The following is a 21,387-nucleotide window of genomic DNA, read 5'->3' as shown; positions in this document are numbered from 1 at the left end:
AATTATCTCCTTATAATTTAGCTAAATACCCTTTGGCAACTAACGCCGCATTAAGGGGTGAACAACGCCAACCACCTAACCTAAACCATTGTGCCGTAAACACTAAAGCCGATTCAAACCAAAACTGCCAAGCGTTGTGAATCCCTCTTGAATGCTTTGTTAGTTGCCAAACCTAAAGCTTTGATTTGATGTTAATTACTGCTTTGCCAACACTAGCTTTACGTGTTTTGGAAAACTCAAATCAGGCGCAGTTTCCAAGCGCTTGTCACTGAAACCACTTGGAACATACAACGCCGTGGGAAACGAGCTAACAACACCAAAAAGCTCATTTGAGAATGACAATATTACAAAGCTGACTTTCAACAAGTAAATCGGTTTCTGAAACGGCAAACTAGAAAAGGGAGAATCACAATTTCCGCAAACCAAAGCCCAAAAATTCAAAACACAAAACCGAGCCAAATACACACAGACATTAACCCTAAACATTCTGCTTTAGTTGCGTTTTTCTCGTTGGCAACTAACGCCCTGTTAAGGGGTGAGCAACGCAATACCGAAGCCGCAGCATACCACCTTAATCACTTAAACCAACGCATAGTAAAAATGCCACGCGTTGCGAATCCCTCTTGAACAGTTTGTTATGTGCGTGGTTGAAACCTACTCTACACTTGGCTCTGGTAAAACTGGTGGAGTACTGTCCATATAAGTTAAAAAGTTTTCCCATAACTCATGCGTTCTTTGCTTAGTTAACTTAGTTTTGCACGATATCGCCATAATTCCACGAATAGTTCCATCACGCCATTGCGTATAAACCGAATCACAGTGAGAGGACACATATGCTTGCCAATCTTGTTGAGCAAGCTTAATTGCTGCGATCAGTTCTGGGTCATGAGAGTTGTGCTCAACGCTAGTGTTTAGATATTTGTCTAATTTAACTTGTGCTGACTCTAGTTCAATAGCGGCACATTGGTTTATCTCGATTGTGGTCATCGCATTATTACAGTCAATGGACTCTTCTTCAGCAAGAGCACCAAATGAAAGACTAGCTAATATGATGATTAGACACTTATTCATCGTTTTCTCCTAAAGCACATAACGCCGCGTTAAGGGGTGCCGGCACGCAATACAAAGCCCTCTGCAAAGCGCCGTAAACGCTGAACCCAACGCATACTAAAAATGCCACGCGTGCCAAATCCCTCTTAAACGCTTTGTTATGTGCGTTGTTAAACGTTGCCACAGCTCGACGTATTGAACGAAAACATACGCACCTCATCACGAGGAAACCACCCTAGTTTTTCATAGAAGGCTTGAGCGTTGATATTTTCATTGGCAACGAAAAGGTGTGTTTTGGCTATACCGATTTCTGATAATGCGTCTACAGCACTTGATATTAGTGCTGCACCAATACCTTGACCACGACAACTTGAATTTACAGCTAAATGTTGGACATAACCCCTGCGACCATCTGTACCGACCAATATTGCACCCACAACATTGTCACCATCTAGTGCGACAAAACTTAGGTTGGGATTGCGCTCCAGGTATTTGCCTATGTTTTCTCTGGAATCTGCATCTCTCAACAACATTGCTTCAGTTTCTGACCATAACTCAATTACTTGCGGGTAATCTGAGATATCCATTTCTCGTATCACTACTAATTTTCCCTCCAAGCAAATAACGCCGCATTAAGGGGTGAACAACGCCACCACCCAACCTAAGCTATTGTGCCGTAAACACTAAAGCTGACTCAAACCAAAACTGCCAAGCGTTGTGAATCCCTCTTGAATGCTTTGTTAGTTGCCAAACCTAAAGCTTTGATTTGAAGTTGATTTCCGCTTTGCCAACACTAACTTTACGTACGTTGAAAAACTAAAATCAGGCGCAGTTTCAAAGCAACTTTCACTGAAACCACATGGAATTTACAACGCCGTAGAAAACGGACTTTGAACACCGAACAAACCTTTTGGAAAGACAATGCCTCAGGGCTGACTTTCAACTAACAAAGCGGCTTCTGAATCAGAAAACCCAAACCGAACAAGAAGCCAAAGCATGATTTTCACAAGCCCAAATAACTAGAAATTGAAAGACGAAAACCTAGCCAAAAACACACGAACATTAGCCCTAAATATTCTGCTTTAGGTATGTTTATTCTCGTTGGCAACTAACGCCCTGTTAAGGGGTGAGCAACGCAATACCGATGCCGTCGCATACCACCTTAATCACTTAAACCAACGCATAGTAAAAATGCCACGCGTTGCGAATCCCTCTTAAACAGTTTGTTATGACTGTAGCCAAAGAGGGAGATCAATTGGTTTAGGCTTTGAATTGTGGCTAGGTTTATAGGCTTGAATTAAAAGCATTTCGAGCAATAACCTACTACTTTCCTCTGGCTCTTGAACAAAACGCATTTCCGACCACTGTTCCCACCAACCTTTATCTTTATGAGGGGAAGTCTTGTCGTGTAGCCTCGCTTTCACTCTTCGACCAGTCTGACCTACATATAAACAAGTGCCCTCTGTGTCAAAATACGCATAAACAGCACCAGTCCCATTATCACCCAAGCCATTTCGTTCAAAGAATACCGTTCTGTCAATACCGCTTGAGTTTTGAATAAACCAATCTTTAGATAGTGATGCTGTGTGTTCAACTGCACCTACAAGTTCTTCAAGTAATGCGCTTTTCATAAATTCCCTTGAAAGTCATAACGCCGCATTAAGGGGTGAACAACGCTACCACCCAACCTAAACCATTGTGCCGTAAACACTAAAGCCGATTCAAACCAAAATTGCCAAGCGTTGTGAATCCCTCTTGAATGCTTTGTTAGTTGCCAAACCTAAAGCTTTGATTTGAAGTTAATTACCGCTTTGCCAACACTAGCTTTACGTGTTTTCGAAAACTCAAATCAGGCGCAGTTTCCAAGCGCCTGTCACTGAAACCACTTGGAACATACAACGCCGTAGAAAACGAGCTAACAACACCAAAAAGCGCCTTTGGACAAACAACGTTACAGAGCTAACTTTCAACATATAAATCGGTTTCTGAAATAGAGAATACAACCACAAAAGAAACCAACGCACGATTTTACAAACCCAAATAACTAGAAATTGAAATACGAAAACCGAGCCAAAAACACACGAACCTTAGCCCTAAATATTTTGTTTTAGCTGCGTTTTTCTCGTTGGCAACTAACGCCCTGTTAAGGGGTGAGCAACGCAATACCGAAGCCGCCGCATACCACCTTAAACACTAAAACCAACGCATAGTGAAAATGCCATGCGTTGCGAATCCCTCTTGAACAGTTTGTTATGTGCGTGGTTGAAACCTACTCTACACTTGGCTCCGGTAAAACTGGTGGTGTACTGTCCATATAAGTTAAAAAGTTTTCCCATAACTCGTGAGTTCTTTGCTTAGTTAACTTAGTTTTGCACGATATCGCCATAATTCCACGAATAGTTCCATCACGCCATTGTGTATAAACCGAATCACAGTGAGAGGACATATATGCTTGCCAATCCCGTTGAGCTAGCTTAATTGCTGAGATCAGTTCTGGGTCATGAGAGTTATGTTCAAAGCTAGTGCTTAGATATTTTTCTAATTTAACTTGTGCTGACTCTAGTTCAATAGCGGCACATTGGTTTATCTCGATTGTGGTCATCGCATTATTACAGTCAATGGACTCTTCTTCAGCAAGAGCACCAAATGAAAGACTAGCTAATATGATGATTAGACACTTACTCATCGTTTTCTCCTAAAGCACATAACGCCGCGTTAAGTGGTGAGCAACGCATACCACTGCACTTAAAGTATTGTGCCGTAAACACTTAAATTGAAGCAAACCAAAAATGCCAAGCGTTGTGAATCCGTCTTAAACGCTTTGTTATGTGAGTTTTTTAACTTTAACACGAGACCGCTCTTTATTAGAAAGTTCCAAGCTTTTCAGCTGTGCTTTCCTCATAGAGTCCTCAACGGGATATACTTCGAGCAGCCAATGACGAAAACCGTAAAAACCGAGAAATAAACCTATTGCAGAGAAAATGGCGCAACCGAAAGGTAGAAATTTCCGATCATTCTCAATTATTTCTATTTTCCGTTCTTCAATCGCAATACGATAATCTTTGTCAGACCCAGACAACTCAGCATTTGATGAAATAATCGAAATTTTTTCCAATGATTCAAAAACAGAGTCATTGAATCGGTACGTTTGATATCCGAGAAAATAAAGACTTAGGATAAATATCACCGAGCCAATTATAGCCATCAATTTGTAAGGGTTGTCCGTTGGGATGCTCAATGTAGAGTTCATAATACTCCTTATTATCTCCTAGCACATAACGCCCTGTTAAGGGGTGAGCAACGCAATACCGATGCTACCGCATAACACCTTAAACACTAAACCCAACGCATAGTAAAAATGCCACGCGTTGCGAATCACTCTTAAACAGTTTGTTATAAGAATTGCCACAGTTGAGCCATTTCGTTCAGGGTCCAAATGATATTTTGTGTCATTACACCTAAAAACAGAACAAAGCCAATTAAGTAAAAGAATGAACAAACTGCGCGCGCACTTTTATTTATAGCAATGCGTTCATTAAAAACTGCCCAAAACTCACTTTTTTCTTGCTGTGTCGCATTATGAGATTTGTTTGGGCTTTCTTCTTCGGTAAAGGTTCGTTTATGGCTAAATTGTGCAGCATTTACAAGCTGCTTTACTCGCTTATCAGTTTTCGCTTGATCCGTAGCCTTATAATTACTGATATCATGCCTTAGCTTCCCTTGAGATCGAAAGTCACCATAATTTCGAAATTCTTTCGCTATTGACGGAGCAAAGCATAAAAATACGACATTCCCTAAAACAAAACTTAGAGCTGACAAGTAAAATAATTGCCAAGAAAAAGGCAAAACTAAATCAAAGGTTAACGGCTGCCCTGCAACTGTGATAGTTACAGTATCTCCTAACTTTGAAAGGAGTTTAACAGCGATCGGAACAACGACTAACCATACATATGTTGACTTTACTAATCTCACATCTTCTACTGATTTCAACACAGCCCATGATGGGATTTTTTCTATCACAGCTACCTCAATATTTCTGATTCTTATAACGCCGCATTAAGGTGTGAGCAACGCTACCACCAAACTAAACCACTGCGCCTTAAACACGAAACCCAACCTTGAACTGAAATGCCAAGCGTTGGGAATCACTCTTAAATGCTTTGTTAGGCGCTTAACCGCATATCGAACGAGCTTCTTGTCGATAATGAAGTATATTTTCACACTCAGCACTGGTACAACTCAAAACTCGCTTGAGTTCATCCTCAGAATACTTTTTAGTAAGGTGATCTATCATTCTTAATGAAGTATCAAAATATCTACACTTTGTATTTTCCTTGTCAAGATAGTTGCTAAGTTGAAGCTCAATATCGTCCAACTTAGAAAGTGCTGCGACCTTTTCTTCTTTAGCTTTTTCAACTTTTTCTTCTGCGCTTTTCTCTGCTTTTTCCAATCGTCCACGAATATCCGCTATTAGCTTATTATTGTTAGTAATTCGAGATATTTTAAGTTGCTCTTCATTGTATTTTGATGAAAAGTACTCTTTTTGGAACCTTTCGAGCGGTTTTATATCTGTCTGCCAAAATCCATCCCAATTCCATAACATTGTTGAAGCGATAACCAACCAAAATATTAGGGTTGCCAGCGTTGATAAGAACCCACCACTTTGTTCCTTTGTCTTAATATCTTCATCAGCTCCTTGATTTGAAGATTGATTTTCGTCTACCACTACATACTCCTTTTAAACGTCATTGTGATATTTGATAATTTTTGGCGCCTAACGCCGCATTAAGGTGTGAGCAACGCTACCACGAAACTTAACCATACCACCGTAAACACCGAACCCAACGATGGAATGAAAAATGCCAAGCGTTGGGAATCACTCTTAAATGCTTTGTTATGTGACTAGCGCCTTTGATAGGCAAATTGACCGTTTTACACTAACGTATTTTCCATATGCACCTGACTCTGAATAAGAGTTACGTTTATAGAAGTTCACCGCTTTTAAGTTAATTCTACGTGTAGACAGAACGGCTTTTTTATAACCTTTTTCAACCGCATAACATTCTAGTTGTTTGAGTAAATAACCACCTGCGCCAGGTTTATTTGAGTACATTCGCTTTAATTCACAGACTTCATTTTGATGGTGCCTAAAAACCCACACGCTACAGCAACTTTGTTTAGGTAGACCACAATACATCCATCTTTCGACGGTTCGAAAGCATCAGATGAAAACGAGCTTTCGCCAGAATCATTAGTGTTCTGGCTAAGTGACGAGTTCAATTCAGCCACGAGTGACTGAAAATCAATGTTGCTTGGTTCTACTTTCTTGTGTTCGAATCTCATACCTGTCACATAACGCCCAATTAAGGTGTGAGGCACGCAATACGGTGCTTCCGCATACCACCTTAACCATTAAAACCAACGCATAGTAAAAATGCCACGCGTGCCGAATCACCCTTAAATTGTTTGTTAGGTATTATTCGTCATTGTCAGATTCATCATCAAATAACTGACTTTGTTTTAACCAATAGGACTTAGGAAATTTCTTATTGATAATTTCTTCGATTGCTTCATCAGGTACCCCATCAGCTTTGAGATCTGAAACCATCTTGCTACGTGTCATATTACTTGCAAAGTTACTGAATGACTTCTTATATTTTGCATGCTCGATGACTCTGCGGTCATTTTCGATATTTCTAACTCTCTTCTCCATCGCTCGAGTTGAACTTAAAATTTCCAACAAAATATCATCTTCACTTCGCTTCTGTGCGTGAGCTGCTTGAGGTGTCAACTTTAGTATTTGTTGAAACTCTGATTCGAACTTTGGCCAATAAGTTTCAAAAACCAGCTCAAGTGTTTTTTCTTTTAGCCCTCTATCTTTTAGTGAGTTGTTTAATGTTCTTACTAGTTCCCATAATCCTTCTTGAGACGGGAAAGTATGGTTAAATTGTGATAATGGAGTACCAACATCTGTAGGCTCTAGATCGACAAGAAATGTACATACTCGGTTATTACTCAGACCCTTTGCTAAAGCCCCTGCCTCAAAGAGTATCCAAGGCTTATTTTTATTTTCCTGGGTTAAGCAAATTATACCAATTGTAGTATTCTGTAATTGATCATTAATTTCTGAAAACCACAATGAGCCTCTATCAATATCTTTACTAGACATCCAAGGGTCTACAGCTTGAATTACACACTGTAACCATGTATCAAGCAACTCCGCAACGGCTTTGCTTCGCTCACCTGACCAACTTAAGAATACATTCACTCTCATTTCCTCATCATTATTAATTGTTGTTCCAATATAATACCTAACGCCTTGTTAAGGTGTGAGGCACGCAATACCTAAGCTTACGCATACCACCTTAACCACTAAAACCAACGCATAGTAAAAATGCCACGCGTGCCGAATCACTCTTGAACAATTTGTTAGCCCTTTTTCAAAAGGTTAAGACTTGTATACGACAACCAAACCACCAAGATTGCCATTAAGTTTAGAGAAACTGTTACTTCATTAACATTCACACTTATCGGTACTTCAACTCCAAAAGAAAAGGCTAAGGAAAAGTTAGGTGTCTCTATGTCTATAATCTGAATTAAATAAAGAACGATCATTAACTTAAATACCCAAAGCTTCTTTTTTAACAACCCGTAAAAACTAGATAAATTCAAACTTAGCATCACTAAAACAATTGCAAATGTGAGAAAAAGACTCGAAGAGCTCAATTGATTTACTTGGGCAAGCAAGGTAAATAATAGAAACAGAGTAACTGCAACAGATATACCCTGCAAAAACAGCAAGAACTTTGTTCTTTTTAAATGATTTTCAAACAATTTTTTATATTCTCCTTGAGGGCTAACGCTTTCTATACGGCAATTTGCCTCCTTTCTGGCAAGCTACCGCCCTCTTTCTGATCAAAAGCGCTATAAATCGTAGCACCTATATGCATGAAACAAATAGAAAAACAGTATGAATATGTGTGGTCGCGCGCGCAATTAGACGGCGCAATGCACGCTAATTGCAAAAGAGGTGATAGATTTAAAGGGCTGTATAAATAAACAGGTCAATTTTATCATGAAAAGTCAGTTTTTACTTAGTGTAAAAGAGCACATGCTTACTCGTCATTATGCGAATAAAACCATCGAAAGTTATCTATTTTGGATAAAACGCTTTATCACTTTCCACCAGCTTGCCCACCCTTCAACACTAGCAGAAGATGATGTAGTTCAGTTCCTGAGTTACTTAGCGGTAAAAGAAAAAGTTGCGGTAAAAACGCAAGCTTTGGCACTGAACTCAATATCATTTTTATATCGTGATTATTTCAAAACTCCACTATCACTTGATATGAGATTTCAGAAATCCCTGACCGAAAAGAAACTTCCCGTTGTATTAACTAGGGAGGAGATCCGACGATTCGTTCAACATATCGACCCGAGGTATAAACTCCATATTCAGCTGCTTTATGGCTCAGGGCTTCGAGTCATGGAGTGTTTGCGCTTAAGAGTTCAGGACATCGATTATGATTATGGCGCAGTTCGTGTTTGGCAAGGAAAAGGAGGTAAAAATCGTACCGTAACGTTAGCAAAAGAGCTACATGAGCCGCTTAAAGCTCAGGTTAATTTAGCAAGAGATTACTATTTTAAAGATAGACACATGCCTGGTTATGCGGGTGTATACATCTCTGAAGGTTTACGACGTAAATACCCAAAAGCGGAGCTAGATTTTAACTGGCACTTTTTATTCCCATCAACAAAGTTAAGTACAGATCGGGACACCGGAGAGCTCAGAAGGCATCATATCAATGAAAGTGCAATACAAAGAGCGGTAAAGCGCGCTGCAACGGATGCGTGTATCGAGAAAACAGTAACATGTCATACACTCAGGCACAGCTTTGCCACGCATTTATTAGAGTCTGGTGCAGATATTAGAACAGTACAAGAGCAGCTTGGTCACACCGATGTAAAAACCACCCAGATTTATACTCACGTTATCGAGCGCGGGGCTGGCGGCGTGTTGAGTCCATTATCCAGCCTTTAGAAAAACAAAGCCACCTCGAAAAGGTGGCTTTGCTGTATAACTCGCTATTGACGAACACCGAGTTTCACATTGCCTTTTGAATCAAACCAAAGCGCTTGTGAACGGCGACGTCCAATCAATATTGGACCATCGTCATAAAAGAGAAAGTTCTTCCAATGCTTTTTAAAAATCGACCATTTAGTTTCGATGACATTGTACTTCTCGTAGCAAAAGTAAACGGTCACATCGTCTTGCCAATCGATATGTGCTTCTACTTCCGCTGGCATATCCGGATCATCTAACTCCCACGCAGCCATCCAATCAACGACTTCCGACCAATTCGCCTCATTCATTGGCCAATCTTGGGAGCTAAGTCGATCCATATCAGGGCTTTGAGCACTAATATTTTCTTTCCAAAATTGTGCTGAACGAGCTTGGCTCATCGGCTTAATAAAAGCCAAATCTTCTTCTGGCACAGGCATCGACTGATGCGTAAAAATCCATTTTCTTTGGTATTCATCCAAAGGCAAATAAGACATTCAGTCTCCTTTATTACGATTTCAGCCAACCTTTCTCTGTGGCTTCTTCTATCAACTCTTTCGCTTTGTCCCATAAGGTAACAGAGCCAAATTTAATTCGTTTATTAATAGTAAGTGCTTGTTCACGAGAGACGCCATGCTCCTTCCAACTCTGACCATTATTATGGCAGTTCAAGAGCATTGGAATTAACCGATCGAGTGCTTTTGCATACTTAGCATCATCGGTCTGCGCGGCTTCAAATTCATGCCAAAGCGCCAATAACTCTTGCTCCTGATCGCTGGGTAACATACCAAACAAGCGCTCTGCGGCTCTAACTTCTTTTTCTGCTTGCTCTTGAGACGCGGCAGTATCATAAACAAAGGTATCACCCGCGTCGATCTCTACTACGTCATGTATCAATAACATTTTCATCACTCGGCAAATATCTACAGGCGCATTCGCATGCTCTTCCATCAATATTGCCATCAGTGCGACATGCCAACTATGCTCACCACTATTTTCGAGACGCCCTTCAGCACTTTTAACTCGGGTTCGGCGCAAAATACTTTTGAGTTTATCGAGCTCGATTACAAGTGCTAATTGCTTTTCCAATCGCTCCATACTATCGCCCTTCTTGTTGCCAATTCGGATTAATAAGTGACGTTAGAACGTGGTCTTGCCATTCACCATTAATCAAAAGGTAATCTTTTGCATACCCTTCTCGGTTGAACCCTACATGCTCTAGTACAGCTTCACTACGTTTGTTGTGAGGCATGTAGCCGGCTTGAATACGATGCAACTTCTGAACGTTAAACATGTAGTCGCAAGCCATAGTTAATCCACGACGCATATAACCATGCCCTTGTGCTTTTTCAGCGAGAGAGTATCCTACGTTACAAGAATAAAAAGGGAAACGACTCAAATTGCTAAAGGATATCGTACCTAGCATTTCACCCGAAGAGGCTCTGACCAAGAGGCAATAATACCCCAACCCCATTCGATGCAGCTCATTGAGCTTGATAAGCTTTTGCAACCAACCGTTAACTGAGAAAAAAGCCTCTTCACGTTTCGGCTCAAACGGTTTCAGGTATTCTCGGTTCGCTTGAAAATACTCGGCAATCATATCTGCGTCACCGATTTCAGCGGTACGAAGAAGCAAGTCACCGTCCAACTTATGAACGGCGATAGATGAGCTGTTATCTTCCATTACAAATGATTAATTCCGTCTTTTCGTTCAATTCGATTAATTCTTGCGGATACCGTAATCACGCAGTTTATTAGCGATTGAGGTATGCGATACATTTAAGCGCTTAGCAAGCTTGCGGCTTGATGGGAATGACTGATACAAACGTTCCAGAACTTGAGATTCATAATCACGCATGATCTCATCCAATGAACCGTCGATGTTAAGCGTTGCACTACCAGCGCCGACTGACTGAGGCTGAGGTAAATTGAAGTGCTCCGCGTTTAGTATACCACCATCCATTTCTGTGAGCGCTCGAAGAACCATGTTATCCAGCTGGCGCATGTTTCCTGGCCACTGATAATTTGCAAGGGCATCAACTAGACCATCATCAAACTCTGGCTTATCAATACCAAGCTGTTGAGCATGTTTCGCCACAAACAAATCAAGCAATGGCGCAACGTCGTTTGAGCGCTTACGTAACGGAGGAATGCTGAGCGTAAGTACGTTGAGACGATAATACAAATCTTCACGGAACATACCCGCTTCAGAAAGCTCGGCAAGGTTATGTTTTGTTGAAGCGATGATGCGAACATCGACATGCATCTCATCTTCTGCACCAACACGACGGAAATTACCATCCTGTAGAAAACGTAACAGCTTGATTTGAAGATGCGAGCTCATTTCACCGATTTCATCAAGAAATACCGTACCGCCGTTTGCTTGCTCAAAGATGCCTTTGTGACCTTGTTCGTGGTTAAACGAGCCCGGAGCATGACCAAAAAGTTCGGTTTCTGCTACATCGTCAGGCATCGAAGCACAACTCAAAACTAAGAATGGCTTGCTCGCACGGCTAGAACGGCTGTGGCAAGCTTTAGCAAGCATTTCTTTACCGGTCCCCGTTTCGCCCTCAATCAACAGTGGTTGATCAAGCACAGACAGCTTCTTAGCTTGGTTCATTAGCGCTTTATGACGGTTCGATATACCAACAAAGTGCTCAAAACCCAGAGGATTATGCAGCGGTAGCGCTTCTTCAATTCTGGCAACTTGCTGACTAGAGCGAATCGTCATTAGAGTACTCGCTAGAGTCGAGTTTTGCGCTTCGTCTCGGATATAAACTGGCATCAACTCTAGAACATAGTCCAAGCCATCAATCACAAGGTTTTCCCGCGTTCGGCCATTAACACCTTCAGACCAACGAGAGAAACGAACACTTGGTAACAAAGCACCGATTTGAGTACCAATCACTTCTTGCTTGTGAAGGCCAAGCAATGAAAGTGCAGACATGTTTGCCATGTCTACGGCACCTTTAAGGTCGATGGCAAAGACCGGATCGGGCAAGTTATCAACTAGCGAGAGCAGCTCCGTATTGTGGCGCTCCATCGGCATAAACTGGATTTTACGTACGTCTTTCACCCCCGGAATACGGCGGATTTCAGCCATCAGCTCACTAAACGTATCAAAATCAATATCTGGGCAATTCAAATAGATAATACCGCTAATATCGATTTCGATACCACGCAAGTCGATGCTTTTAGACGCTAAAATATCGAGCAGTTCTCGGGTCAAGCCGAGTCGATCTTCACATAAGACTTCAAGACGCACTGAAAATATCCCAATTCACAACTGTCAGGAAAAGTTGACAGTAGTTTCTATCATGCTTGGAATCGCGTCAAGCAATCCTATCCATCAAAGTTGATATTCGTTACGGTTTAATCGTAATTGATGCAACTTTCGCCGCCACAGCCTTGCGTATGGTGCCCAATTTAACCTGACGGTCAGGATACCAAGGTAGTGGACGCAATAAGGTCATCGCTTTCAAGCCCAAACGTGCAGTGAGAATACCAACGCCTAGCCCCTGCCCCGCACGAGCGGAGACTTTGCCTGCAAGGTCCATCGACATCAAGTCCATACTGGCATCAATAGCTAGCTCACTGGCACCAGCCGCCGCCATATTGACAAATACCGCTTTTAGTAGCTTGATGCGAGAGGCATAACCTAGCTCTACCCCATATACCTTGGAGAGGTTGTCGATCATTTTGAAATTTCGCCACGCCACCAGCAACATATCAGCGGCAGCCAGAGGGCTCACCGCGACTAGGGCCGCACACTCGGTTGCGTGCTGCGATACGACTTTCGTTGCCAATTTGTCTTGTTGGCTCACAACCATCGAGTCATACATATCAAGGATTTCAGCATCACTATGAGCAGGGTTAATGCTGTTCTGCCAACGATCAAAGCCCGGGTTCTCTGCCATCACACCACTTTGTTCTGCCACTGTTTCGCAAAAGGCTTTCCCTTTCCCCACACTCTCACTATTAACAAGTGCTTCGGCTTCTTCTTGAACACTAAAATGATTTCGTAGTTTGCGCAGTTTCCAAAGCTCTTTACCCATCGCCCCTAAACCAAGCGAAGCGATCGCAGCAATAAACCCCGTCCAGCTTAAAGCCAGCCAATCAGAAGTTTGAATTGCGGTTATAACCGAGTCCACCGCTTGCCAGCCAACCAAACCAGCAAAGGTGGCAAATGCGCCAGTCGCAAGCCATTTTCTGCCCGGTTTTGGACGAATGACATGCTCGAGTTGCAATTCCTGTTCGGTCTCCTGGCGCTCTTCTTTAAGTTCAACAGGTACGAATGTTTCTTTTTCGCCGAATGTTTGCTGCGCCGTCAACTCCGGTTGATTCGATTGCTGCTCTTTTTCCATTGCCTTTTCAGAGAAAACTTGTTTTTGCTTCAACTCACTCATTTCAATTTATCTCCAATCAGGTAATCCAGTGCTTTGTCTAAGCGTATGTGCTTCACTGGCTCATCATTCGGTGAGGGCATTGGACGGAATGACGTAAAATCAAACCCGTTGTTTTGCCAATAAGCCGCATTTGGTAGCTTTTTCGGCACTTCTCCCGGAAACATCGTCATCGGCTCACCATCCAGCGTCGTACCCTGTAACGCCGGAATCGTCTTATCTCCAGAAGAAATAAATCCCGTCGTGGTTGATTGGATAGAAGCGATACTCATGCAACTCATCTCGATATTCTCGTAGGCTGCGGTTTGCCACGCTGGATGCACCATTTGTTGTAGCAAAGACACTAAATTGGGATGCTGATCGGGCGTTATGTGATCCGCTTTTGTGGCAGCAAACAGCACTTTGTCGATTTTTGGTGAGAATAAACGGCGCAAAAAGCTACTACGACCATAACGGAAGCTATGCATGATCTGCTCTAGCGCTTGGCGCATGTCGTAAAACGCTTCATCGCCGGCATTGAGAGGCTGCAAACAATCCACCAGTACAATCTGGCGATCGAAGGTCGCAAAGTGATGCTTATAAAACGCTTTCACTACTTTCTGTTGGTATTCCTGAAAACGCGCTTCGAGCATCGCCAAGTTGCTGCCCTTAAGCGCCTTGCTTTCCGAATCAGCACGACACGGGAAAAACTGTAGCACTGGCGCGCCTCCGAGCTCACCAGGTAATACGAAGCGGCCAGGCTGTACCCAATGAAGACCTGCGTCTTTACAGGCATGAAGGTACTCGGTGTATGTATGCGCAACTTTCTCGAGTAGTTTCTCGTTCACTTCAGCAGAAAGATCCACCTTTTCTAATTCAGACAGCCAAGCTTTGGCTAAATCGCCACGCTGGCCTTTAAGTGCATCAAACTGAGTTTGCGACCACGTCGCAAAGTCCATGTCCAATAAAGGCAGGTCGAGCAGCCACTCTCCTGGATAGTCGATAATATCAACATTTAAAATTGCGGTTTTACTCAACAGCTTTTTCGTGGTTTTATTTGGTTTGTACTTGAGCGCTAAGCGAATCTCACTCACATCTCGTGTTGGTACTGGCCATTGAGGTGGGGTCGCATGGATCTGGCTCATCGCTTCGTCGTAAGCAAAACGTGGCACCATCATATTCGCTTGAGGTTCACGCTTCGCTCCAATAAGACGCTTATCTCTGGCTGCAGTCAAAAGAGGCAAATTATCATGGGTAGCGGTATGGAGAAGCTGATTCACTAATGACGTGATGAATGCCGTCTTACCGGCACGAGAAAGCCCGGTGACGGCAATTCGAACATTGGAGTCCATACCTCTGTTGATAAAGTCATTGACTTCTTTCTTTATTCTTTTCATTGCGCTTCTTTATCTTGCTCCGCTCTAAAACAACGTTATCAGCCACTTCGGGTATTAATCTATGAATACTTACCTTTCAATACTGAACTCTATGAGTCTAACTTTATATACCTTAATAAAAGATGAACAAAACATTCGCTTAAAGCAGGATGAAAAAAGAAAAGCCCCTGAGTGGTTCAGAGGCTTACTTAATCAACACTAAAGCATTAGTGACCCTATTTATGCTGATTACTGTGTTGAACAGAAACCTGCTTTCTTTGAGTCTAGTCGTCTTCGATTAATTTATAGATAACAAATAGAGCGATTTCTAAAATCAGCCACAATACACACGTGATGGTCACGTACTTCTCATCAAAGATGCTGATGCCGTGAAGGATCAAGTCGTAGCCAACAAAGCCACCTACCACTACAGCAAGAATAATTTGTAGAATCTGAATAAAACGAGGCATGCCGTCTCCTAATTATTGTTCGCATAACGTTTGATTGCTATGCCCTGAGGTTTATATCTACATTATATAGACAAAAAGTGCAGTTTTCGCTGCACTTTTGTCAAATGTTTGCTAGGTAAATCAGCACCTTGTCACATTCTCTCTACTGAGACAATGTAAGATTACCGTTTGCCTTACGCTTCCATCTCTTGGATTTTCACTTTCCAAGTGTCAGGACCGATTTGGTGCGCGTTAACGCCATTTGAGTCGACAGCCACTGTTACTGGCATATCTTCAACTTCAAATTCGTAAATCGCTTCCATACCTAAATCTTCAAATGCGACAACGCGAGCTTTCTTGATCGCTTTCGCAACCAAGTACGCAGCACCGCCGACAGCCATTAGGTAAACCGCTTTGTGATTCTTGATAGATTCAACCGTTGCAGGGCCACGCTCAGCTTTACCGATCATGCCCATGATGCCGGTTTTTTCTAGCATCATATCGGTGAATTTATCCATACGCGTTGATGTTGTTGGGCCAGCAGGACCAACGACTTCATCACCAACTGCATCGACAGGGCCTACGTAGTAAATGAACTTACCGTTTAGATCTACGCCTTCTGGTAGACCTTCGCCATTATCTAGCATGCCTTGAATACGTTTATGCGCAGCATCACGGCCAGTCAGAATTTTACCTGATAGAAGAACGGTTTCGCCTGTCTTCCACTCTTGTACTTCTTCTTTAGTAATCGTGTCTAAGTTTACGCGACGCGTGTTTTCTCCCGCTTCCCAAGTAATGTCTGGCCAATCTTCTAGTTTAGGTGGCGTGAGCTCTGCTGGGCCGCTGCCATCAAGCGTGAAGTGTACGTGACGAGTCGCCGCACAGTTCGGGATCAAACAAACAGGCTTAGAAGCCGCGTGCGTTGGCGCCGTTTTGATCTTAACGTCGACAACAGTCGTCAAACCACCAAGGCCTTGCGCACCGATACCAAGTTTGTTCACGCGATTGAAGATATCAAGACGAAGTTCTTCTTCTGCGTTTTGTGGGCCACGGTCAATAAGCTCTTGAATATCGATGTGTTCCATTAGAGATTCTTTTGCCAATACTGCTGCTTTTTCAGCCGTACCGCCAATACCAATACCAAGCATGCCTGGTGGACACCAGCCCGCGCCCATTGTTGGTAGCGTTTTTTCTACCCACTCAGCAATATCGTCAGATGGATTTAGCATCACCATCTTAGTTTTGTTTTCACTACCGCCGCCCTTCGCTGCGATCTGAATTTCAACTTTATCGCCCGGAACCATGTTGATGTGTACGACAGCAGGCGTGTTGTCTTTGGTATTAATACGTTTACCGGCAGGATCCATAAGTACTGACGCACGCAACGGGTTGTCTGGGTTCGTATACGCTTGTCGAACACCTTCATCTACCATCTGCTGAACCGTCATGTCGGTTGAGTCCCATTGCACGCCCATACCGATGTTGACGAAACACGTCACGATACCAGTATCCTGACAAATTGGTCGGTGACCTTCTGCGGACATTCGGGAGTTAATTAGGATCTGAGCAATCGCGTCTTTAGCGGCTTGGCTCTCTTCGCGGTGATAGGCTTTTTCAAGAGCTTGAACAAAGTCTAGCGGGTGGTAGTAAGAAATATACTGTAGCGCATCAGCGACACTGCTGATCACATCCTGCTTGCGTATTACCGTCATTACATGCCTCGTTATAGTTATGCTTCCATTATTGGCTTGGCTTCAATCGTGTTTGTTGAGCTTATTGCTCTTTTGAGCTTCGTTTTTTATAAACAATTGTCGAACGGCTGATATCGACACACGAAACGCTGAAGTCGCCTACTTGTAAACCATCTCAAAACCCTATGAATAGAGGGAGTTTGGCTATACAGAGGAATATGATACTCTTGCTGCCCATGACATGCCATGCAGTGAACGATCTCTTTGTCACAAATTACACAAATGAACAACATGGACAATCAATTCATTGATTTTAAAGCGCTGGAATACGCACCAGAGTTTGCTCTTCACCTCTTTTCTCGCATTCAACACCAGCCTTGGGCGATGTTGCTGCGTTCTGCATCAGAAACGCATATCGATAGCCGCTTCGATGTGTTGGTTGCCAACCCAATTGCAACGTTAGAAACCGTTGCCGACAACACACAAGTTGAAACGCCATCGAATGCCTATTCAACTCAAGATGACCCATTTGCGCTGCTTCATCAGTTGCAAGAACAGTGGCTTCCTCACGTTGAGTTAAATAAAGAATTGGATTTGCCTTTTGTCGGCGGAGCGCTCGGTTACTTCAGTTACGATTTAGGTCGCCGCGTAGAAACGATGCCAGAAGTGGCAGAAAAGGACCTCAACACGCCGGATATGGCGGTAGGTCTGTATGAATGGGCCGTTGTTGTTGACCACCAGCTAAAAAAAGCATGCCTAGTTGGTCAGAATATCGAGCAAGCTTGGCAGTGGTTAGAAAAACAAGAAGCGGAGCAAAGCGTTGACTTTGCTCTGTCTGGTGATTGGCAGTCAAACATGACGAAAGAGAGCTACGCCACTCGCTTTGACAAGGTACAAGAATACTTGTTGAGCGGTGACTGCTATCAGATCAATTTGGCGCAGCGCTTTAACGCACCGTATCAAGGCAGTGAGTGGCAAGCGTATCTGAAATTGGAGTCCGCCAACCAAGCGCCATTCTCAGCATTTATCCGTATGCCTGAGTCTTCAATTTTGAGTATCTCTCCAGAGCGCTTTTTAGAGCTCAAAGATCGCGTCATTGAAACGAAACCAATCAAAGGTACTCGCCCACGCAGCGAAGATTCAAAACAAGATAACGCTAATGCCCATGACTTGCAGACAGCAGAAAAAGATCAAGCAGAGAACCTGATGATTGTCGATTTGCTGCGTAATGACATTGGTCGAGTTGCATCACCGGGGAGCGTTCACGTGCCAAAGCTGTTTGAAATTGAAAGCTTCCCCGCAGTGCATCATTTGGTGAGCACCATTCGTGCGAATTTGGATGAACAATACTCTCCTGCAGATTTGCTGCGAGCGTGTTTTCCAGGCGGTTCAATTACGGGCGCACCTAAAGTTCGCGCAATGCAGATCATTGAAGAGTTGGAGCCGCATCGACGCAGCGCGTATTGCGGCAGTATTGGCTACATTTCTCGCCATGGTCGTATGGATACCAGCATCACCATCCGCACTCTCGTAGCGGAAAATCACAAACTGTACGCTTGGGCTGGCGGCGGCGTCGTTGCAGATAGCGATTGTGCTTCTGAATATCAAGAAACGTTGGATAAGCTCTCAAAGATTTTACCAGCGCTGCAATAGTAGATTTCAACAGCGGACAACGTCGCTTTAATGCTATTGACGAAAACAATCTAAAACGCCTCCAGAACGGATAATGCCGCTCGTTTAACAGCGAGTGGCATATTTCTGTATCTCATCACCCTGCACAGCGACGAAGAAGAAGCGTGATACAGGTTCTTCTATTCAAGCACTTTATGGTCAAATTTGTTTCATTATCCGCTCAGCGTGCTGCTAATAGATTCTTAGTCTCGCCAAGGCTCGCTAGAATGACCTAAAAAACATCGTTAAATGATCGGCATTATCTCCAGTATGGAGCGTTTTTTGTGTGTTTTATTTACAGGTATTTTGGCTTTTAGCCGCTGGCTAACAAGAGTCCGTTTTTTTAAGAGGCAGCGTCTACTGCTCAAGCCACTTACACATGATCTGTTCAATATCGGTTGCGGTGTACGGCTTAGTGAGGATGTCGTCCATGCCTGAATCAATACACTTTTGACGCTCTTCGATAGTAGTGCCAGCGGTTAATGCGATAATAGGATGAGTAAAGCCACGTTCTCTCAGATACATAGTCGCCTCATAACCGTCCATTTCTGGCATTCGGCAATCCATAAATATCAGTTCGTACTCTTTGTTTTTCACCGCTTCTAAGGCTTCTTTCCCATTGGCTTTTAAATCAGGCGTAATGTCGAGTTTTTTCAGCATTTGAGTAACTATCACTTGGTTCATTCTGATGTCATCAACCACCAATATTGAGCGTCCTGCCAAATCACTTCGCTCTATGGTAGCTAATTCCCCCTCTGCTGCGCCTTGGGCTTGTCCCTCCTTTAGAGGAATAGAGACTTTAAAGGTGGTACCTTTGCGTTCTTCACTTTCAAAGCTAATCTCGCCCTGCATCAAATCCACTAGATTTTTACAAATCGCAAGGCCCAAACCTGAGCCTTCAAAACTGCGCTTCGCCGAGCGATCTACTTGCACAAATGGGTCAAATAATGAGGGCTGTGCTTCTATCGGGATGCCAATACCCGTGTCTTCAACCTCAAAATGCGCAATACCGTTTATCCACTCCACTCGCAGCACCACCCCACCCAAATGAGTAAACTTAATAGCATTGCCCACCAAGTTGACCAAGATCTGTGTAATTCGCTCCAAGTCACCAACTAAAAACTCGGGAATACCGAGCTTTTTATCGATGGAGAAATGAATTCGCTTTTCTGCTGCTTTAGCTGAAAATACGCCCATGATGGCTTTTTCAAGCTCTTCCCAAGCAAAGACCTTATCGATGATTTCCATCATACCGGCATTCATCTTGCTGAAGTCGAGAAGATCGTTAATGATGACCCTCAACAAGTCTCCCGATTGAGTCAAGTTGTTTAGGTAATGGCGTTGCTCTTCACCTAACTGTGTTCGACTTAGTAGTTCAGCACTACCTAATACGCCATTAAGAGGTGTACGCAACTCGTGGTTAATCATGGCGACAAACTCTTTCGTCGCTTTTTCCGATTCCTCTGCTCGCTTTCGCAGCTCCACTTCTCGCTCTAAACTCAAATGCCGGCCAATGACCCCATGAACCAAATCCGATACCAGCTCCATCTGTTTGGAAATAAACGATTGATCGATTTGATCCAACTGAACAGAGAAGATCAACTCCCCTACTGTTTGCTTGTCAATGATGATAGGCAAATGCAAGTTCTCCCCTTGCCAATTGGGGACAGTCTTAATCGTATTCTCATGGCGAAGCTGTAAATGACCAAAATGATGTCGGCGCAAAGAAGAAAGTTTTGTGGAATCAAGATGTAAGTAAGCCGCAGAAATGATTGAGTTCGAAGTGAGCTGCTCAATAAAACTGGCAATCATGGCTTCATCAAAGGTGCTCGACAAAAAAGTTCGACCAAACTTAATCAGCGTCGCGTCAACTTTCTCTTCGAACTCAAACTTGCGTAAATCCTTTTTTGATTTCAACTCAAGCTTTTTCAAAGCAACACTTAGCTGTTGAGTAGATTCATAAAGTTCGAAGCTCTTCTGCTCCAATAACCGCTCAGCTGCTTTTCTTGATTCGATTTCTCGTTTGAGTTTCCTTTCTAGCGAGGAACTTCCTGTCATATCGTTCTTATTGTGCCTCTAACCAAAAGCGGACCTGGCTACCATCTTCTGACTGGTTTTGGTGTTTGATATGAATAACTTCGCCAAAGTGCGCTGCGCAGCCTTTTATTAGACCTAAACATACGTGAGACATGCACCGCGCACTTCGATAATCAAACACCATGTTTGATTGAGTCTCGCTGATAAAATCAAACTGAGGAGGATTAGCATCTGGGTAGAGCTTTTTGACCTCGACATGAATAAAATCTTCAACATGGCGAACAAATTGAAATGTCGTTTCACACTGCTGCAAACTGGCATGACTAGGAATCGAGCGAAGTAAATTCAAAAAAACGCACTCTCCAAATACTTCTTGCAGTTGTTCAGGTGGAATGCCAGATACTTTACTGAGATTCACAATCAATTTAACCAAGTCTTTATGATCGTAACTACCAACCGCCGTATAAATCCCTTCGTCATTAGAAAGGTCGAGCACTTGGTCTAACACATCGAGACCAAACTTCTCTTCCACTAACTCCATGAACTCGGTGAAAATAATCCCTTTCATCAGTCAATACTTGCCCCATAGTGACGTCTTAAAATAAAGAATGGTTTATAACCTTATAAGTTTCAAATTATTATACCCAAGCAGAGTGAGACACATGACACAAA

22 protein-coding genes are annotated in these 21,387 nt (G+C 43.0%); 2 read left to right on the top strand and 20 right to left on the bottom strand.

Features of this window, described 5'->3' with window-relative positions; all coding sequences use genetic code 11:
- Positions 1–654 precede the first annotated feature (654 nt).
- From VEA_RS08210 to VEA_RS08165, 10 genes are all read right to left on the bottom strand, one after another.
- Positions 655–1,071 (bottom strand): lysozyme inhibitor LprI family protein, encoded by a 417-nt coding sequence (locus VEA_RS08210; protein ID WP_012841665.1) that lies wholly within the window; start codon positions 1,069–1,071, stop codon positions 655–657.
- Between the two features lie 149 nt (positions 1,072–1,220).
- On the bottom strand, positions 1,221–1,637 hold the full coding sequence (locus VEA_RS08205) for a GNAT family N-acetyltransferase (RefSeq protein WP_012841664.1): 417 nt from the start codon (positions 1,635–1,637) through the stop codon (positions 1,221–1,223).
- A gap of 639 nt (positions 1,638–2,276) precedes the next feature.
- Complete coding sequence (locus tag VEA_RS08200) at positions 2,277–2,681, bottom strand: GIY-YIG nuclease family protein (RefSeq protein WP_021454268.1); 405 nt, start codon at positions 2,679–2,681, stop codon at positions 2,277–2,279.
- A gap of 638 nt (positions 2,682–3,319) precedes the next feature.
- Positions 3,320–3,736 carry a lysozyme inhibitor LprI family protein gene (locus tag VEA_RS08195; protein ID WP_012841662.1) on the bottom strand — a complete coding sequence of 139 codons (417 nt, stop codon included), beginning with the start codon at positions 3,734–3,736 and terminating at the stop codon, positions 3,320–3,322.
- A gap of 138 nt (positions 3,737–3,874) precedes the next feature.
- The gene (locus VEA_RS08190; protein WP_041852919.1) at positions 3,875–4,300 is read right to left on the bottom strand and encodes a hypothetical protein; all 426 of its coding nucleotides are present in this window, start codon (positions 4,298–4,300) and stop codon (positions 3,875–3,877) included.
- A 143-nt stretch (positions 4,301–4,443) separates the two neighbouring features.
- Complete coding sequence (locus tag VEA_RS08185) at positions 4,444–5,070, bottom strand: hypothetical protein (RefSeq protein WP_006741446.1); 627 nt, start codon at positions 5,068–5,070, stop codon at positions 4,444–4,446.
- Between the two features lie 151 nt (positions 5,071–5,221).
- Entirely contained in the window at positions 5,222–5,776 is a 555-nt protein-coding gene (locus VEA_RS08180; protein WP_012841661.1) for a hypothetical protein, read from the bottom strand.
- Positions 5,777–6,168: 392 nt separating this feature from the next.
- Positions 6,169–6,393, bottom strand: coding sequence for a hypothetical protein (locus VEA_RS24500; protein WP_230198170.1), 225 nt, complete (start codon positions 6,391–6,393; stop codon positions 6,169–6,171).
- A gap of 133 nt (positions 6,394–6,526) precedes the next feature.
- Positions 6,527–7,324: a toll/interleukin-1 receptor domain-containing protein gene (locus tag VEA_RS08170; RefSeq protein WP_006741445.1), complete on the bottom strand. Its 798-nt coding sequence runs from the start codon at positions 7,322–7,324 to the stop codon at positions 6,527–6,529.
- A 155-nt stretch (positions 7,325–7,479) separates the two neighbouring features.
- On the bottom strand, positions 7,480–7,884 hold the full coding sequence (locus VEA_RS08165) for a hypothetical protein (RefSeq protein WP_025624180.1): 405 nt from the start codon (positions 7,882–7,884) through the stop codon (positions 7,480–7,482).
- A gap of 241 nt (positions 7,885–8,125) precedes the next feature.
- On the opposite strand from VEA_RS08165, the gene VEA_RS08160 reads away from it, so the two are divergent.
- Positions 8,126–9,088 (top strand): integron integrase, encoded by a 963-nt coding sequence (locus VEA_RS08160; RefSeq protein WP_012841657.1) that lies wholly within the window; start codon positions 8,126–8,128, stop codon positions 9,086–9,088.
- Positions 9,089–9,132: 44 nt separating this feature from the next.
- On the opposite strand, the gene VEA_RS08155 is transcribed toward VEA_RS08160, so the two are convergent.
- The 8 genes from VEA_RS08155 to VEA_RS08120 all read right to left on the bottom strand — a co-directional run bounded on the left by VEA_RS08155 (position 9,133) and on the right by VEA_RS08120 (position 17,028).
- Positions 9,133–9,606 carry a DUF2947 domain-containing protein gene (locus VEA_RS08155; protein ID WP_012841656.1) on the bottom strand — a complete coding sequence of 158 codons (474 nt, stop codon included), beginning with the start codon at positions 9,604–9,606 and terminating at the stop codon, positions 9,133–9,135.
- A gap of 13 nt (positions 9,607–9,619) precedes the next feature.
- Complete coding sequence (locus VEA_RS08150; protein WP_006741443.1) at positions 9,620–10,207, bottom strand: HD domain-containing protein; 588 nt, start codon at positions 10,205–10,207, stop codon at positions 9,620–9,622.
- 1 nt (position 10,208) lies between these two features.
- Positions 10,209–10,793: a ribosomal protein S5-alanine N-acetyltransferase gene (gene rimJ, locus VEA_RS08145; RefSeq protein ID WP_012841655.1), complete on the bottom strand. Its 585-nt coding sequence runs from the start codon at positions 10,791–10,793 to the stop codon at positions 10,209–10,211.
- Between the two features lie 36 nt (positions 10,794–10,829).
- Complete coding sequence (tyrR, locus tag VEA_RS08140) at positions 10,830–12,374, bottom strand: transcriptional regulator TyrR (RefSeq protein ID WP_006741442.1); 1,545 nt, start codon at positions 12,372–12,374, stop codon at positions 10,830–10,832.
- Between the two features lie 100 nt (positions 12,375–12,474).
- The gene (locus VEA_RS08135) at positions 12,475–13,515 is read right to left on the bottom strand and encodes a YcjF family protein (RefSeq protein WP_006741441.1); all 1,041 of its coding nucleotides are present in this window, start codon (positions 13,513–13,515) and stop codon (positions 12,475–12,477) included.
- Entirely contained in the window at positions 13,512–14,888 is a 1,377-nt protein-coding gene (locus tag VEA_RS08130; RefSeq protein ID WP_006741440.1) for a YcjX family GTP-binding protein, read from the bottom strand. Before VEA_RS08130 ends, VEA_RS08135 begins: the two co-directional genes overlap by 4 nt.
- 263 nt (positions 14,889–15,151) lie before the next feature.
- Positions 15,152–15,337: a hypothetical protein gene (locus VEA_RS08125; protein WP_012841654.1), complete on the bottom strand. Its 186-nt coding sequence runs from the start codon at positions 15,335–15,337 to the stop codon at positions 15,152–15,154.
- A gap of 173 nt (positions 15,338–15,510) precedes the next feature.
- The gene (locus tag VEA_RS08120) at positions 15,511–17,028 is read right to left on the bottom strand and encodes a fumarate hydratase (RefSeq protein WP_005376905.1); all 1,518 of its coding nucleotides are present in this window, start codon (positions 17,026–17,028) and stop codon (positions 15,511–15,513) included.
- Between the two features lie 270 nt (positions 17,029–17,298).
- On the opposite strand from VEA_RS08120, the gene pabB reads away from it, so the two are divergent.
- Entirely contained in the window at positions 17,299–18,660 is a 1,362-nt protein-coding gene (pabB, locus tag VEA_RS08115; protein ID WP_012841653.1) for an aminodeoxychorismate synthase component I, read from the top strand.
- Between the two features lie 375 nt (positions 18,661–19,035).
- Here the strand turns inward: pabB and VEA_RS08110 are convergent, their stop codons facing one another.
- Together VEA_RS08110 and VEA_RS08105 are read right to left on the bottom strand one after the other, a co-directional pair.
- The gene (locus VEA_RS08110) at positions 19,036–20,736 is read right to left on the bottom strand and encodes an ATP-binding protein (protein ID WP_006741438.1); all 1,701 of its coding nucleotides are present in this window, start codon (positions 20,734–20,736) and stop codon (positions 19,036–19,038) included.
- A gap of 7 nt (positions 20,737–20,743) precedes the next feature.
- Positions 20,744–21,283, bottom strand: coding sequence for a heme NO-binding domain-containing protein (locus VEA_RS08105; protein WP_012841652.1), 540 nt, complete (start codon positions 21,281–21,283; stop codon positions 20,744–20,746).
- Between the last annotated feature and the right edge of the window lie 104 nt (positions 21,284–21,387).

It is taken from the genome of Vibrio antiquarius, assembly GCF_000024825.1.
GTDB classification, from domain to species: Bacteria; Pseudomonadota; Gammaproteobacteria; order Enterobacterales; family Vibrionaceae; genus Vibrio; species Vibrio diabolicus.
This window is presented reverse-complemented; position numbering and strand designations above follow the sequence as displayed.

What these genes read in the sequence shown, in the direction of transcription:
- VEA_RS08210 (WP_012841665.1), bottom strand. Translation starts at nt 1,071, where the DNA reads ATGAATAAGTGTCTAATCATCATATTAGCTAGTCTTTCATTTGGTGCT.
- VEA_RS08205 (WP_012841664.1), bottom strand. Translation starts at nt 1,637, where the DNA reads ATGGATATCTCAGATTACCCGCAAGTAATTGAGTTATGGTCAGAAACT.
- VEA_RS08200 (WP_021454268.1), bottom strand. Translation starts at nt 2,681, where the DNA reads ATGAAAAGCGCATTACTTGAAGAACTTGTAGGTGCAGTTGAACACACA.
- VEA_RS08195 (WP_012841662.1), bottom strand. Translation starts at nt 3,736, where the DNA reads ATGAGTAAGTGTCTAATCATCATATTAGCTAGTCTTTCATTTGGTGCT.
- VEA_RS08190 (WP_041852919.1), bottom strand. Translation starts at nt 4,300, where the DNA reads ATGAACTCTACATTGAGCATCCCAACGGACAACCCTTACAAATTGATG.
- VEA_RS24500 (WP_230198170.1), bottom strand. Translation starts at nt 6,393, where the DNA reads ATGAGATTCGAACACAAGAAAGTAGAACCAAGCAACATTGATTTTCAG.
- VEA_RS08170 (WP_006741445.1), bottom strand. Translation starts at nt 7,324, where the DNA reads ATGAGAGTGAATGTATTCTTAAGTTGGTCAGGTGAGCGAAGCAAAGCC.
- VEA_RS08160 (WP_012841657.1), top strand. Translation starts at nt 8,126, where the DNA reads ATGAAAAGTCAGTTTTTACTTAGTGTAAAAGAGCACATGCTTACTCGT.
- VEA_RS08155 (WP_012841656.1), bottom strand. Translation starts at nt 9,606, where the DNA reads ATGTCTTATTTGCCTTTGGATGAATACCAAAGAAAATGGATTTTTACG.
- VEA_RS08150 (WP_006741443.1), bottom strand. Translation starts at nt 10,207, where the DNA reads ATGGAGCGATTGGAAAAGCAATTAGCACTTGTAATCGAGCTCGATAAA.
- rimJ (WP_012841655.1), bottom strand. Translation starts at nt 10,793, where the DNA reads ATGGAAGATAACAGCTCATCTATCGCCGTTCATAAGTTGGACGGTGAC.
- VEA_RS08135 (WP_006741441.1), bottom strand. Translation starts at nt 13,515, where the DNA reads ATGAGTGAGTTGAAGCAAAAACAAGTTTTCTCTGAAAAGGCAATGGAA.
- VEA_RS08130 (WP_006741440.1), bottom strand. Translation starts at nt 14,888, where the DNA reads ATGAAAAGAATAAAGAAAGAAGTCAATGACTTTATCAACAGAGGTATG.
- VEA_RS08125 (WP_012841654.1), bottom strand. Translation starts at nt 15,337, where the DNA reads ATGCCTCGTTTTATTCAGATTCTACAAATTATTCTTGCTGTAGTGGTA.
- VEA_RS08120 (WP_005376905.1), bottom strand. Translation starts at nt 17,028, where the DNA reads ATGACGGTAATACGCAAGCAGGATGTGATCAGCAGTGTCGCTGATGCG.
- pabB (WP_012841653.1), top strand. Translation starts at nt 17,299, where the DNA reads ATGGACAATCAATTCATTGATTTTAAAGCGCTGGAATACGCACCAGAG.
- VEA_RS08110 (WP_006741438.1), bottom strand. Translation starts at nt 20,736, where the DNA reads ATGACAGGAAGTTCCTCGCTAGAAAGGAAACTCAAACGAGAAATCGAA.
- VEA_RS08105 (WP_012841652.1), bottom strand. Translation starts at nt 21,283, where the DNA reads ATGAAAGGGATTATTTTCACCGAGTTCATGGAGTTAGTGGAAGAGAAG.